This window comes from Adhaeribacter rhizoryzae (assembly GCF_008629685.1).
Taxonomy (GTDB): domain Bacteria; phylum Bacteroidota; class Bacteroidia; order Cytophagales; family Hymenobacteraceae; genus Adhaeribacter; species Adhaeribacter rhizoryzae.
Window position 1 is genome coordinate 213,106 of the sequence record NZ_VWSF01000008.1, and the last position, 12,801, is coordinate 225,906.

Sequence of the window (12,801 nt, forward strand, 5' to 3'; positions counted from 1 at the left end):
ATAATGCAAAGCAGGCGGGGCTGTGGCCTAAAAGCAAAACGGCATCTTAACTAGATGCCGTTTTGCTTTGGGTTTAATAATTATTCAGGACGTTAGCCAGGTTGCTGTTTTACGCTTTAAATCCTCCCCTGACTCCTCCAAAGGGGGACTGTCCGATAACTTAGGTCTACAGGTTGGTAGGGCGGTTACGGTTGCGTTCCTCGTCGGTCAGGTAAGTATCGTCATCATCATCGAGGCGGGGCCGGTTGGTATCAGCGTCCAGGTTTTCTACGTCTACCTCGGTTTTACGCACCGTGTCGCGGATTACTTCGTCGCGTTCGGTTACCTCTTTGTCCAGGGTTATTTCTTCTACCACGCGGGCTTCTTTGTTTACCACCGGTACTTCGGCGTGTTCGGTTAGTTCAATTTCACCTTCTTTAAAAGCATTAATATCGGCTTCGGTGGCCGGACGGTTTACCGGCGTACGTTCTACGTTTATGTGCTCTTCGCGCAGGGTAATATTTTCTTCTACTTCTTCTTCCACAATCCGGCTGCTAATACGGGCGCCACCGGTTTCTACTTCGCGCTTCCCTATTTCCACGTCTTCTTCTATTATCGGAATAGACGTATTATCGGTTAAATCGCGGGTAGTGTTGGCATCGGTATAGTCGGTATCAGTGAGGTCACGGGTGGTATTTGCATCGGTATAATCATCGGTTAAGTCCCGGCGATTACGATTCAGGCCGCGGTCGTTAAAGTGGTTGTGTTCGTAAAAATCATCGCGGGTATTCGTGTCGCCGGTAAGGGTATCGCCGGCCTGGTGGGCCGCACCGCTTATAGCCGCCCCGGTAGCTCCGGCCGCTGCTCCCAAGCCACCAAATATCGGGCGGATAGAAGTTTCGGTATCGCGGCCTATCCGGTTTTTCTCGTACACGGGTAAAGCGCGCAACTGCTCGGCGGTAACGTTGGGCAATATTACATCATCGTCGTCTTCGTTTAACTGGGCCAGGCCAATCGGTACCAGCACGTTGCGCGGTTCCAGGTCCAGCACACTGTTTTCCAAATCCACTACCATGTAGCGTACTTTCCGAGATTGCACATCAAATATGAGTTCTTCTACCTCGCCAATGGTTTCGCCTTGCGGGTTTTTAATGGTCCAGCCTTTAATATTGGGTTGGCCGTCGGCTATTTCAAAATCGCTGCCGCCTAACTCCTGCAGGCGGTTGGTTTCGTTATAATTATTATCTCTTTCCATGGTTAAATTTGGTTAAGGGCGCCAGGGTAGGCGCTAATTAAAATATGGTAAACCAAGGTTATCTATTGGTTTACGTATCAGCCTAAAAGGTTATTCCGCGCGGCGGGCTACAATTTCTACGCGGCGGTTTTGCTGACGACCGGCAGCCGTTTCGTTAGAAGCTATGGGCCTGGCCTCGCCTACGGGGTGCAGCGTAACATTATCCGGGGCAATATTGCCGTTCTGGGTCAGCCAGTTTTGTACGGCGGCGGCCCGCTCTTCGGCCAGTTCTTTGTTATAGCTGGCGCTGCCCCGGGCATCGGTATAGCCATAAATACGCACCTGACTGTTGGCAAAGCGTTTGCCCATCGAGCCCGCAATCTGCTTCAGCTTCTCGGCGGCCTGAGGCTTAATCGTACTTTTATCGGTATCAAACAAAACGGTTTCGTCTACGCTGTAAATGGCGTAATCGTCGTTGCCGCGCACTTCAATATTCCGGTCGGTTATTTCCTCGTAGGTAGCGGCCGGCGCATTAAAATCTACGGTACCCCAGCCATCATCGGTGGCGGTGCCATCGGCAGCAGCAGTGGTTGTTGTGGTATCGGTTAGGGTGGTGCCCATAGCGTCGGCATCGTCGTTGGTACGGCTGCAACCGCGCGATAAAACAAATAATACCGCAATTGCTATCAGGGCTAATAAAAGCCATATCCACCAGGGCCGGCTTTTTTTGGGTTGTACATCTAAATCTGCCATAGTTTTTTCAGGTTAGTTTGGATTTTGTTACGAAATAGAAATTATATAAACGTCTGACGGTTTACGCGTATTTCTATATATTAGTTCTTGTAAGTTATTTATTTTCAGGCGGAAGCCGGTAAAGTAACTGGTAAACGCGGTGAAACCGGTAAGAGACAGCGTTTTAAATAAATTGGATAGTATAAAGGATAAGGCATTATAGGCCAGCGGCAAGGAACCCGACAATGATAGCATTACCGGCTTTATTAACTTAGATGCCCGGGCAAATAGTGAAGGACTTTTTTATTATAAATAACCAGAAATTTCTTACAGAACCATTGTATCTTTCCTAAAAGATGCCCTATGCAATTTCTGCTACTGCTCGAAAATATTAAAAGCACCCATGTGCACCTGCACGATGCCGCTGCCAAAGCGGTAAACAAAATGCTGACCATCCGTAACTGGCTCATTGGCTTTTACATTGTAGAATACGAGCAGAACGGCGAAGACAGGGCGCAGTACGGTGAAAAATTGTTGTATACTTTAGCAAAGGAACTCACTTCTGAGAAATAAAATTGCCGGCATCTCCAATTATGCCGGCAATTTTATTTCGTTTATCCGCAAATTAGTCAGTCAGTGACTGACCTTTTAAGAGATAACCACATTTCGCAATCAGTGATTGCGCAATTGCAGTTGACTAATAATCAAAACGATAAGACCCGACGATCTAAGGCTACCATATCTGACCTAAGTGTTTTACAGGTTCCGCCGGAGAAGCTGATTTGTAAACTTTCATTTACACATTTGGTGCAGTTACTCACTATTACGGACCAGCTTCAACGGACATTCTACGAACTGGAAGCTATAAAAGGCAACTGGAGTGTGCGCGAACTGAAGCGGCAAATAAATAGTCTTTATTTTGAAAGGATAGGCTTGAGCCGGCAGCCAGAAAAATTAGCCCAATTGGTGCACGAAACCAACAACACGCCGGCCCAACCCGCCGATTTTATCAAAAACACCTACGCTTTCGAGTTTTTAGGCCTTCCGCAAAAAGCATTGGTAACCGAAAACGACCTGGAGCAGGCGCTTCTCGACCATTTGCAGGAATTTTTACTGGAGCTAGGCCACGGCTTTTGCCTGGAAGGACGCCAAAAGCGTATTTTAATCGGCGATGAATATTTCTTTATAGATTTGGTATTTTACCACCTAATATTAAAATGCCATGTACTAATCGAATTAAAAATAGCCGACTTTAATCACGTTAACGCCGGTCAGCTCAACACTTATCTAAATTACTACAAAGCAGAGGTGATGCGGCCCGATGATCAGCCGCCCGTAGGTATATTGTTAGTAACCCATAAAAACGATGCCTTGGTGCAATACGCCACCGCCGGCCTCGATAACCAGCTTTTTGTGTCGAAGTACCTGGTACAACTGCCGTCTAAAGAACAACTGGAAAATTTTATACGGAATGAATTGCGGTAGTCTGGAGGCAAGTTTTGGAAGCTAAGCTAAATGGATGTTAAAACAAATTCTGAAAATAGTCAGATGAATCATACCCGATTTTATCACATGCAAAATGTATTCAGGCAACAAGCTGTTGCCCATTTGCTAATTGAAAAAAGCCAACAACCTGTTGACCAATTCTGAGGGCATTAAATCTTGTTTTCGCAAAAGCCAAAAACTATTAAAATATAGCCAAAAGTTTATTAAAGCTCGGGGCAAAATATTACATTAAGGAGATTTTGCACCCGATGGACGATAAAGGCGTAATAGAGCAGTTTAGTAGTATAAAAACCTGGCAAAGCAAAGGCACCCGTGCCCCGCACAAGCCGCTTTTAATGCTGCTGGCCCTCGGCGAAATACAAAGAGGCAACACCGGCTTTATACCTTATGCCACTATTGAGCCCAGACTGAATAATTTGCTAGCCGATTTTGGCCCGCCCCGCAAGCAAATTTATACCACCTTCCCGTTTATTCGGTTGGCCAATGATAGGCTCTGGCAGTTTAACAAGCCCGAATTGCTAAACACCAAACAGGATTATACCGCCAAATATTTGCTGATGAACGATTTACAAGGCAAGTTTCCGGACGAGGTGGTGCAGCAGTTAAAGGCCAGCCCCGATTTATTAGTAAGTGTGGCCGAACTGATACTGGAACAGAATTTTCCGGAAACGCTGCACCAGGATATTCTGGATGCGGTAGGTTTAAATATTGCCATTAGCCTAACCGGTGCCAAACAAATCCGGAAGCGCGACCCGCTGTTTCGCGAGAGTATTCTGAAAGCTTACGAATACCAATGTGCCGTTTGTGGGTTTAGTGTGCGGCTGAAAAATAAAATACTGGCCCTGGAAGCTGCTCACATTAAATGGCACCAGGCCGGCGGACCGGATGAAGAAGTAAACGGCCTGGCTTTATGCGCCACCCACCACAAGCTTTTCGATTTAGGAGCTTTTACGGTAAGTCCCGAGTTAAAAATGCTGGTATCGGATGAAGTAAATGGTCAGGGAGCTGATTTGTGGTTAATTCAGCATCATGGCAAATCTATTAAACCTCCTCAGAAAAAAGCTTTTTATCCTAATCCGGATTTTACGGCCTGGCATGTGAATGAGGTTTTTAAAGGTGGGTATAGGGAGTAATAAAATTGACCTTTAACTATAAATGATAGAAGTAACCTGCGCCATAATAGAAAAGGATGATAAAGTCCTCTGTGCACAAAGGAGTGAATTAATGAAGCTTCCTTTAAAATGGGAGTTTCCCGGAGGAAAATTAGAAACAGGAGAAACTTTAGAAGATTGTTTAATTAGGGAGATAAAGGAGGAACTGGGAGTTGAAATTTCTATAAAAATGAAGCTTCCACCCAATATTTATGCCTATGATAATTCTAAAGAAATTTGCTTGTATCCTTTTATTTGTACTATCCAGTCAGGAGCAATATTTTTAAAGGAACATAAACAAGTGATTTGGCTTAAATTAAATGAATTGGAGATTTTGAATTGGGCCGAAGCAGATATCCCAATTTTAAACCATTACATATCTCTCAAGAATGCTTAAAGCAGGTATTTACGAACAGCTAGTAACTTCAGCCTTACAGAAAAAGATTAATGAGTTACCTGTTAAAGAATTTTACATTGCACAGACTAACTTAGATAAAGAAGAGGCAGCTAAAGTTCTTGCTGAATACCTAATCGGAATAATTCAATTGGCACTGAAGGTAGTTAGGCAAGAAGACAACGTGCTAAAGCAAATAGAGTTGTGCAACAATATTATTCAATTTGTTGATGAAAAAGTAAGCTTAAATTCAAGTGAAAACCTTGTATCCTTAGAAGGCCAAATATTAACTGCAGTTCTGAATAAAATTGGTAAAACAGATAAGCAGCTAGAAGAGGAATTAAGTCGCAAAATTCCACAAACAGGCCTTTCTGTTAGTAGCCTTTTTACAGGTAGTAATTCTGATATTTCCATTGATAACGAAATAAAACGAGATATTCTTTCTACGGATAAAATTTATTGGATTGTATCTTTTATCAGATGGTCGGGGCTTAGAATATTTGAAAAAGAATTAGAAGAGTTTACAAAACGGGAGGATGTAGAATTTAAAATAATTACTACAACTTATATGGGCGCAACAGAAGCGCGTGCATTGGATTTCTTATCTAAACTTCCCAGAACTCAAATAAAAGTATCCTACCAAACTCAAACAGAGCGCCTTCACGCAAAAGCCTATATTTTTGAAAGAAATACTGAATTCAATACGGCCTATATCGGTTCATCCAACTTGTCTAAATCGGCTTTGACTAAAGGTTTAGAATGGAATTTACGGGTAACAAGTCAGGAAAATTTTCATATCATAGAAAAAGCAAAAGCTACTTTTGAACATTACTGGAACAGTATTGATTTTGAAGATTTTAAAATTGGCGGTTTAACAAAATTTAAGGAAGCAATTCAGCACGAAAAACAAAGAGATAGTTCTATTTCTTTAACAGAATATTTTAAAATAAATCCATACCCGTTTCAAAAAGAAATTTTAGAAAAGCTGAAGCTGGAAAGGGATTTTTATGGGAATAAGCGAAATCTGATAGTAGCAGCAACTGGAACAGGAAAAACAGTAATTTCAGCTTTTGATTATCATCACTTTTATCATGCTCAAAAAGGAAAGGCAAATTTATTATTCATTGCTCACAGAAAAGAAATATTAGAACAAGCTCGTACTACCTTTAGAGCTGTACTTGGTTCAGGCTTTCGGGAGTATGGCCAACTTTGGGTAGGGGATTATGTTCCCCAGAATGGTGATTTAAAGCATCTTTTTGTTTCTATTCAGACTTTTAATTCTCAAAAAGAATTCTTTCGAGAAAGGCTGCCAAAAGATTATTATGACTTTATAGTAATTGATGAAGCCCATCATAGTCAAGCCGATACTTACAGAATAATATTTGACCTCTTTAAACCTAATATTTTATTAGGGTTAACGGCAACACCCGAAAGGATGGACGGGAAAAGCTTGCTTCCAGACTTTTGTGATAAAATAGCTGCGGAAATTAGATTGGCAGATGCTTTAACACTAAAACTGTTAAGCCCATTCCAATATTTCTGTATAACAGATGAAAGTGTAGATCTAAGAAATGTAAAATGGAATGCTGGTAAATACGACACTTTAGAATTAACGAACCTTTTATCAACTAAAAAAAGGGTTTCTTTGATAATTGAAGCAGTAGAATATTATTTAACAGCGCCTTTTGAGTCAAAGACGCTTTGTTTCTGCACGTCTAGAGATCATGCAAAATTCATGAGCGAAGCCTTTACTGAAGTGGGCTATCGAGCTACCTATTTAGTTAGTGGAAACGGGAATAATGGGGAAAGAAATAATATCCGACAAAGCCTAATTAAAGGGGAAATAAACTTTGTTTTCGTAGTTGATATTTTTAATGAGGGAGTTGATATTCCGGAAATCGACACTGTTATTTTCCTACGTCCCACCGAAAGCCTTACTATTTTCTTGCAGCAACTAGGTCGCGGCTTAAGGTTAGCAGAAGGGAAGGAGTGTTTAACCGTTTTAGATTTTGTAAGTCAAGCACATGCAAATTATAATTTTGGAGAAAAATTTCGAGCAATAGCCGGAAAATCAAGGTTTAGTATACAGAAGGAAATAGAAAATAATTTTCCTCACTTACCAGCAGGTTGCAGTATTCAGATGGAGCAACAAGCTAAAACTTATATTCTTGATAATATTAAACAGGCTGTCTTTAATGCCAGAAGACTCCGTCAGGAGATTGCTTCATTTCGGCATCATACCCATCGAGAGCTAACCTTGTCTAATTTTCTCCAGTATCATCAGTTAGATATTCGAACCGTCTACGCATATAATACCTGGTCCGATTTAATGAAAGATGCTGGCCTCATATCTTTTGAAACTGAAGGTTATTACCATCAAATAGCAAAAGGTCTAAGACGCTTAATACATATTGATTCACCTCATTATTTAAATTTTATCTCTTGCCTCATCGATAATGATTTTATTTATTCCCCCAACCAAAAAGAAGATGAGCAATTTGCTTTAATGTTTTACTATGATATCTGGCAAAAAGGCATTAGTGAATTTAGTTTTAGCAGTATTTATATAGGAATCAAGGAAATAGCTAACTATCCAGTTCTAGTAAATGAATTGAAAGAAATTATTGCTCACCTAAAAAGTAATTTAAATCATACAACCAGATCATTAGAATTAGATTATGCTATTGCCTTGGAGGTTCATGCACAATATTCAAGAGATGAAATTTTATGTGCTTTCGGGAAAACTACTCCTGAAAAAGCCTTTCCTTCGCAAGAAGGCGTTGTAAATATTCCAGATTTAAATACAGAGCTTTTGCTGGTTACTTTGAATAAATCAGATAAAGATTTTTCTCCAAGCACTCAGTATGATGATTATGCTATTAATGAAAAAATATTCCATTGGCAATCTCAGAATAAAACTGCACCTGAAACATCAGTAGGTATATCTTATATCCGGCATAAGGAGAATAAAAAGAATGTCTTACTTTTTGTGAGAGAAGAGAAAAAGAATATTTACGGATTTACAAGTCCATATTATTTCCTAGGCCCTGTCAATTATATCTCACATACTGGTTCAAAACCAATGAATATCAATTGGGAACTGCAAGAGCCTATACCGCCTATTCTATGGAAAGCAGCCGCTAAGATGGCTATAGGTTAAATATATTAAAGAAAATTTCTTATATAAATTATTGAGCACTCGCTCTGACGCCAGTATTTAGTGCAGCAGGCCTAATGTCTTTACAAAAATGTAAATTGGAATCCATATTTCCACCCCGTAACTTACCTGTATTATCCTTTAACCAATAAAGATGCAAACAGAAGAAAAACAGGCGGTGCTGGATTTGGTAGCCGAAGCGCACAGCCGCGTAGAACAGGCTTACCTGGAAAACCTGGCGGCGAAAGGTACGCCGGCCTACACGCAGAAACGCCGCTTATTACTCGCCGATTTATCGTTGCACCTGGTACAAGCCGCCCTGAAAGGCGATGAACTCAGCATAAAGCATTTGCAACGCTCCTTGTTTTCGGTGCTAACCATCTCCGATGAATTTATGCCGGAAGCCGGTTTAAAGGAAACTGCCCAACGCCTGGCATCAGTTTAGGGTAAGCGGAGCTGGTGCCAAGGGAATGTCACGACTGACTTAAATTATTGTATCTGGCGAAGACTAATCTTTAAAAGGATGCTGCTCATATTTGGTAAAACCAAATACTTCTATTTCCTGCTGATCAGCATTAACTCAGCGCAACTAGCGCAAGTGTTAAGCGAAGCGTCACTTGTGCTGCTGCATGATCGAAAGTCTTCCGACTTTCGTAAACAGCCCTAACCTATAATTAAAAGACTTTCGTCTACTGCCAAATGAGCACCAAATACAAGATACGGGATAACCAAAAGCTGTATTTTTTAACTTTTGCGGTAGTGGCCTGGGTGGATGTTTTTACCCGGAAAGCTTATAAAGATGTATTAATAGAAAGTTTACGCTATTGCCAGCAACAGAAAAAATTGGATCTGTATGCTTATTGTATAATGCCCAACCATGTCCATTTAATTGCCGGCGTTTCCGAAGGCGGTAATCTTTCGCATGTTCTGCGCGATTTAAAAAAGTTTACTTCGGTATCCATTATTAAAGCAATAGCGGAAAACCAACAGGAGAGCCGGCGCGATTGGATGTTATGGATTTTCAGAAGGCATGGCGCCCGTAACAGTAACAATACCCATTACCAGTTCTGGCAGCAGGATAACCACCCCATTGAACTAAATAGTAATCTGCTGCTGGCCCAAAAGCTGGAGTACATTCATCAAAATCCGGTGCGGGCCGGCATTTGCTATACGGCAGAAGATTATATTTACAGCAGTGCAGGTCAGTACGCCGGCGGAGAGGCCATGCTGACGGTAAAGTTACTGGAATAATGGCTGTTGTTGGCAAGTCTGAAGACTTGCATGCAGCAAAAGTCACCAGTGACGCTTCGCTTAACATTGGCGCCAGCGTGGCTAACCTAAATAGGCACCAGCGATGCTTCGCTTAATACTGGCACCAAGATAGGTTGACTTGGGTATGGTAGCCAAAGATTAAAAAACATAGCTTTTATTCAAATAAAGATTCTTCTGTCAACGGGCGGTTACTATTATGAATAGCTATAATATTGATTTGGCTAGTGCTTACCAAGTGATAAATAATGCGGTAGTTTCTGAAAATTACCTCCCTGATTTCTGGTTTCCCTATTTCCGGAACTACCCTGCCTATTTGCGGAAACTTGGCCAAACTCTCTGCTTTCTCAAAAAATTTATCGGTGAGTTCTTCGGCAAATCGCTTGGATTGATGGCCAAAATATTCTCTTATTTCGTGGATGTTTTCTATTGCCTGGCGGGTCCAGTTTATTTTGACCATTGCTTCAGCATTCCTTTGGCATCTTCCGTAGAAAAGACTTCTCCTTTTTTAGATTGCTCCAATCCGGTTTCTATTTTTTGTAATAACATTAACTTGTCTATCAATTCATCTATCGAAAACTTTTCGGGCAAATCGTTCAGGCTACTGATTACTTTCTCCTTTGTTAACATATTTATATGCATTTTAATATTTAGTAATATACTAAATATACGAAGTATTAAACTAGCAGGCTAATTCTTTAAGGCTAGGTAGGTACTAATAAAGTTTAAACTGGTGTAGAAAATGTGTTACTTCTAAACCAGCCTTAAACTTTTTACCAACCACTGTCTATATTATTTCACCGGGTTACCATACATATCCAACAATATTACCGGGCCGTTGGCGAAGGTTTTTACCTCGTTGTACTGGGTGGCTTTATCGCCGACTACCACGTACACCATTTCTTTTTCCGGGATGTATTTATTTATGGTGGCTTTAAAATCCGGGAGGGTCATGCGCATAAGGGCCTGCTGGTCTTCTTCTACAAATTTAGCAGATTTGCCGTACTTGCTTATTTCGCGCAGCATACCCAGTTTCTCGTTCAGGCCCTCGTAGGCCAGCGTATTGCCTTTTAAAATTTGATTTTTGGCTATTTTTACGTCGGCCTCGCTAAAGGTAGGGCCATAATCCCGGAGCATCTGGCGGATTAGTTGCAGCGAGGGCAGCGTGGCATTGGCCCGGACACTGGTATTTAAAATAAAAGGTGCTACTTCGTTTAACGCCGGCACAAAAGAGTAGGCCCCGTAAGTGTAGCCTTTCTGGATGCGCAGGGTCTGGAACAAACGGCCGCTGGAACCCCCGCCCAGCACCACGTTCGCGAAATTAAGTGGGCTGCTCTGCGGGTCTTTCCCCGAAAGGGTTAGTTTGCCAATGTACAGCACCGATTGCTTGGCATCGGGAACATCTATAAAATATACTTTGCCGCCTAAGTTCTGGGCCGGAATCTGGTAAACCGGTTGTTTTACTTCTTTGGCGGCCCACCCGGCGGCCAGGGTATTTAAAGCTGCCTGTACTTTTGCCTGATCAATAGCGCCTGTTACATGAAAAGCGGCTACCGAAGGCGAAATATTGGTGTTGTAATAAGTTTTAAGATCCTGGAGGGTAATATTGGCAGCCGTTTGCAGGGTGCCGGCCTGGGGGTAACCCATAATATGATTGGGGCCGTAGAGCAGGCGGGTAAAGTTCTGGTAGGCCAGGGCAGTAGGGTTGGCTTCCTGTCCTTTCAGGTTGGTTTCGAGGGCCTGCTTCAGGCGGTTAAACTCGGCTACGTCCCAGCGGGGTTGCAGCAATATTTCTCTTACCAGGGCCAGTGTGGGTTCGAAGTTCCGGGCCAGGCAATGGGCCTGCAGGCGTATTTCTTCGTTGGTGCTGTATACCGAAATATTGGCGCCCAGCAAATCAATGGCTTCTTCGAGTTGGGCCGGGGTTTTCTGGGCGGTGCCCTGCATCATGAGCTGGGCCATTAAAGAGGCCGCGCCGGCTTTATCCAACGGGTCGAGGTAGTGCCCGCCCGGGATGGTAATATCGAAAGCCACCAGCGGTACTTCGGTGTTGTAGATGCCGTAAACTTTCAGGCCGTTGGGCAGCGCGGCGTTCCAAATGGCAGGCATTTTAAATAAAGGCGCTTCGGAAAAGGGCGGTTCCGAACGGTCGTGCTTTGTAACGGTTTTCTCGAATTGGGCTTCTTCGCCCTGGCCTACCTGCTCGTTTTGCACGCCCGCCACAATTTGCTCCTGGAAAACCGTTGCCGGTTCGGCACCTTTTACAATTAATGCTTTCTGGCCTTTCGGTACCACGCTGGTCATAACGTAAGGTTTGTTTTTGAGGTATTTTTCGTAAACCCGTAGCACATCGGCGCGGGTAACGGCCTGGGTTAATTTGGCCGCTTTAGTAATGTAGCCGGGGTCGCCGATAAATTCGTTGTCCTCGCCCATTTGCGAGGCTTTGCTTAAAATGGTTTCTACCCGGCTATACAGGTTGGTCTCAATTTTAGCCCGGATTCTTTCCAGTTCCCGATCCGAAAAACCCGCCGTTTCGAAGCGCTGCAAGCCTTCCTGGATAGCCGCATGTACTTCCTGCAAACTCACGTTGGCATTGGCGCGTACCTGAAAAGTAAACTCACCGGCCAGTTCCTGGCTGTACTGGTAAGCGTTTACGCCCGGTGCCTGTTTCTTTTCTTCTACGATAATTTTATAAAGCGGCGCGTTGCGGTTGCCGGCGAGCAGTTGGGCCAATATTTCGAGGGCATAGGTATCGGGGTGGTAGCTTTCGGCGGTCGGGAATACCAGGCGCAGCTCGGGCAACTTGGCAAAATTATCTTCGAAATACAGCGATTTTACGTTGCTCAGGGTAACGGGCTTGGGGCCAATGGGTTTTACTTCCGGGCCTTTCGGGATTTCTCCGAACCAGCGTTCTACCTTGGCTTTGGCTTCGACTAGGTTTATGTGGCCGGCAATTACCAGCGTGGCGTTGTTAGGGCCGTAATATTGGTGGTAAAATTCTTTTACATCGGCTAAAGTCGCCGACTGCAAATCAGGCAACTGGCCAATCACGGTCCAACTATACGGGTGGTCGGCGGGGTATAAATTCTTGCGGATAATTTCGTTGGTGAAGCCGTAAGGAGCATTGTCTACGGATTGCCGCTTTTCATTTTTTACTACTTGTATTTCGCGGGCCAGCGCTGCTTCGGTTACGGTTTTAATCATGTAGCCTAGCCGGTCCGAATCGATCCACATTATTTTATCGAAAGCATCTTTGGGTACTACTTCGTAATAAATGGTGCCATCGGACCAGGTGCCGCCGTTGCGTTCGCCGCCCCACTCGGGTATTAATTTCCGGTTAGCGCCCACGGGTGTATTTTCCGAATCGTTAAAAGACATG

12 protein-coding genes are annotated in these 12,801 nt (G+C 43.2%); 7 read left to right on the top strand and 5 right to left on the bottom strand.

The window, feature by feature from the left end:
* Positions 1-166 precede the first annotated feature (166 nt).
* Positions 167-1,234: a DUF2382 domain-containing protein gene (locus F0145_RS12730; RefSeq protein WP_223816018.1), complete on the bottom strand. Its 1,068-nt coding sequence runs from the start codon at positions 1,232-1,234 to the stop codon at positions 167-169.
* Between the two features lie 90 nt (positions 1,235-1,324).
* Entirely contained in the window at positions 1,325-1,966 is a 642-nt protein-coding gene (locus F0145_RS12735) for an OmpA family protein (RefSeq protein ID WP_150088791.1), read from the bottom strand.
* 342 nt (positions 1,967-2,308) lie between these two features.
* Here F0145_RS12735 and F0145_RS26995 point away from each other — a divergent pair, with 342 nt between their 5' ends.
* From F0145_RS26995 to F0145_RS12765, 7 genes are all read left to right on the top strand, one after another.
* Positions 2,309-2,518 (top strand): DUF1016 N-terminal domain-containing protein, encoded by a 210-nt coding sequence (locus tag F0145_RS26995; RefSeq protein ID WP_394349587.1) that lies wholly within the window; start codon positions 2,309-2,311, stop codon positions 2,516-2,518.
* A 120-nt stretch (positions 2,519-2,638) separates the two neighbouring features.
* Positions 2,639-3,430, top strand: a complete 792-nt coding sequence (locus tag F0145_RS26590; protein ID WP_394349588.1) for a PDDEXK nuclease domain-containing protein — start codon at positions 2,639-2,641, stop codon at positions 3,428-3,430.
* A gap of 269 nt (positions 3,431-3,699) precedes the next feature.
* Positions 3,700-4,584, top strand: coding sequence for a phosphorothioated DNA-binding restriction endonuclease (locus tag F0145_RS12745; RefSeq protein ID WP_150088792.1), 885 nt, complete (start codon positions 3,700-3,702; stop codon positions 4,582-4,584).
* Between the two features lie 22 nt (positions 4,585-4,606).
* The gene (locus tag F0145_RS12750; protein WP_150088793.1) at positions 4,607-4,999 is read left to right on the top strand and encodes a (deoxy)nucleoside triphosphate pyrophosphohydrolase; all 393 of its coding nucleotides are present in this window, start codon (positions 4,607-4,609) and stop codon (positions 4,997-4,999) included.
* Positions 4,992-8,156 carry a DEAD/DEAH box helicase gene (locus F0145_RS12755; protein WP_150088794.1) on the top strand — a complete coding sequence of 1,055 codons (3,165 nt, stop codon included), beginning with the start codon at positions 4,992-4,994 and terminating at the stop codon, positions 8,154-8,156. Before F0145_RS12750 ends, F0145_RS12755 begins: the two co-directional genes overlap by 8 nt.
* Positions 8,157-8,307: 151 nt before the next feature.
* On the top strand, positions 8,308-8,598 hold the full coding sequence (locus tag F0145_RS12760; RefSeq protein WP_150088795.1) for a hypothetical protein: 291 nt from the start codon (positions 8,308-8,310) through the stop codon (positions 8,596-8,598).
* Between the two features lie 254 nt (positions 8,599-8,852).
* Positions 8,853-9,404 carry an REP-associated tyrosine transposase gene (locus tag F0145_RS12765; protein WP_150088796.1) on the top strand — a complete coding sequence of 184 codons (552 nt, stop codon included), beginning with the start codon at positions 8,853-8,855 and terminating at the stop codon, positions 9,402-9,404.
* A gap of 175 nt (positions 9,405-9,579) precedes the next feature.
* On the opposite strand, the gene F0145_RS12770 is transcribed toward F0145_RS12765, so the two are convergent.
* From F0145_RS12770 to F0145_RS12780, 3 genes are all read right to left on the bottom strand, one after another.
* On the bottom strand, positions 9,580-9,882 hold the full coding sequence (locus F0145_RS12770; protein ID WP_150088797.1) for a type II toxin-antitoxin system RelE/ParE family toxin: 303 nt from the start codon (positions 9,880-9,882) through the stop codon (positions 9,580-9,582).
* Positions 9,870-10,064 (bottom strand): hypothetical protein, encoded by a 195-nt coding sequence (locus F0145_RS12775; protein WP_223816020.1) that lies wholly within the window; start codon positions 10,062-10,064, stop codon positions 9,870-9,872. Before F0145_RS12775 ends, F0145_RS12770 begins: the two co-directional genes overlap by 13 nt.
* Positions 10,065-10,214: 150 nt before the next feature.
* Positions 10,215-12,800, bottom strand: a complete 2,586-nt coding sequence (locus F0145_RS12780; RefSeq protein WP_223816022.1) for a M16 family metallopeptidase — start codon at positions 12,798-12,800, stop codon at positions 10,215-10,217.
* Position 12,801: the final 1 nt, after the last annotated feature.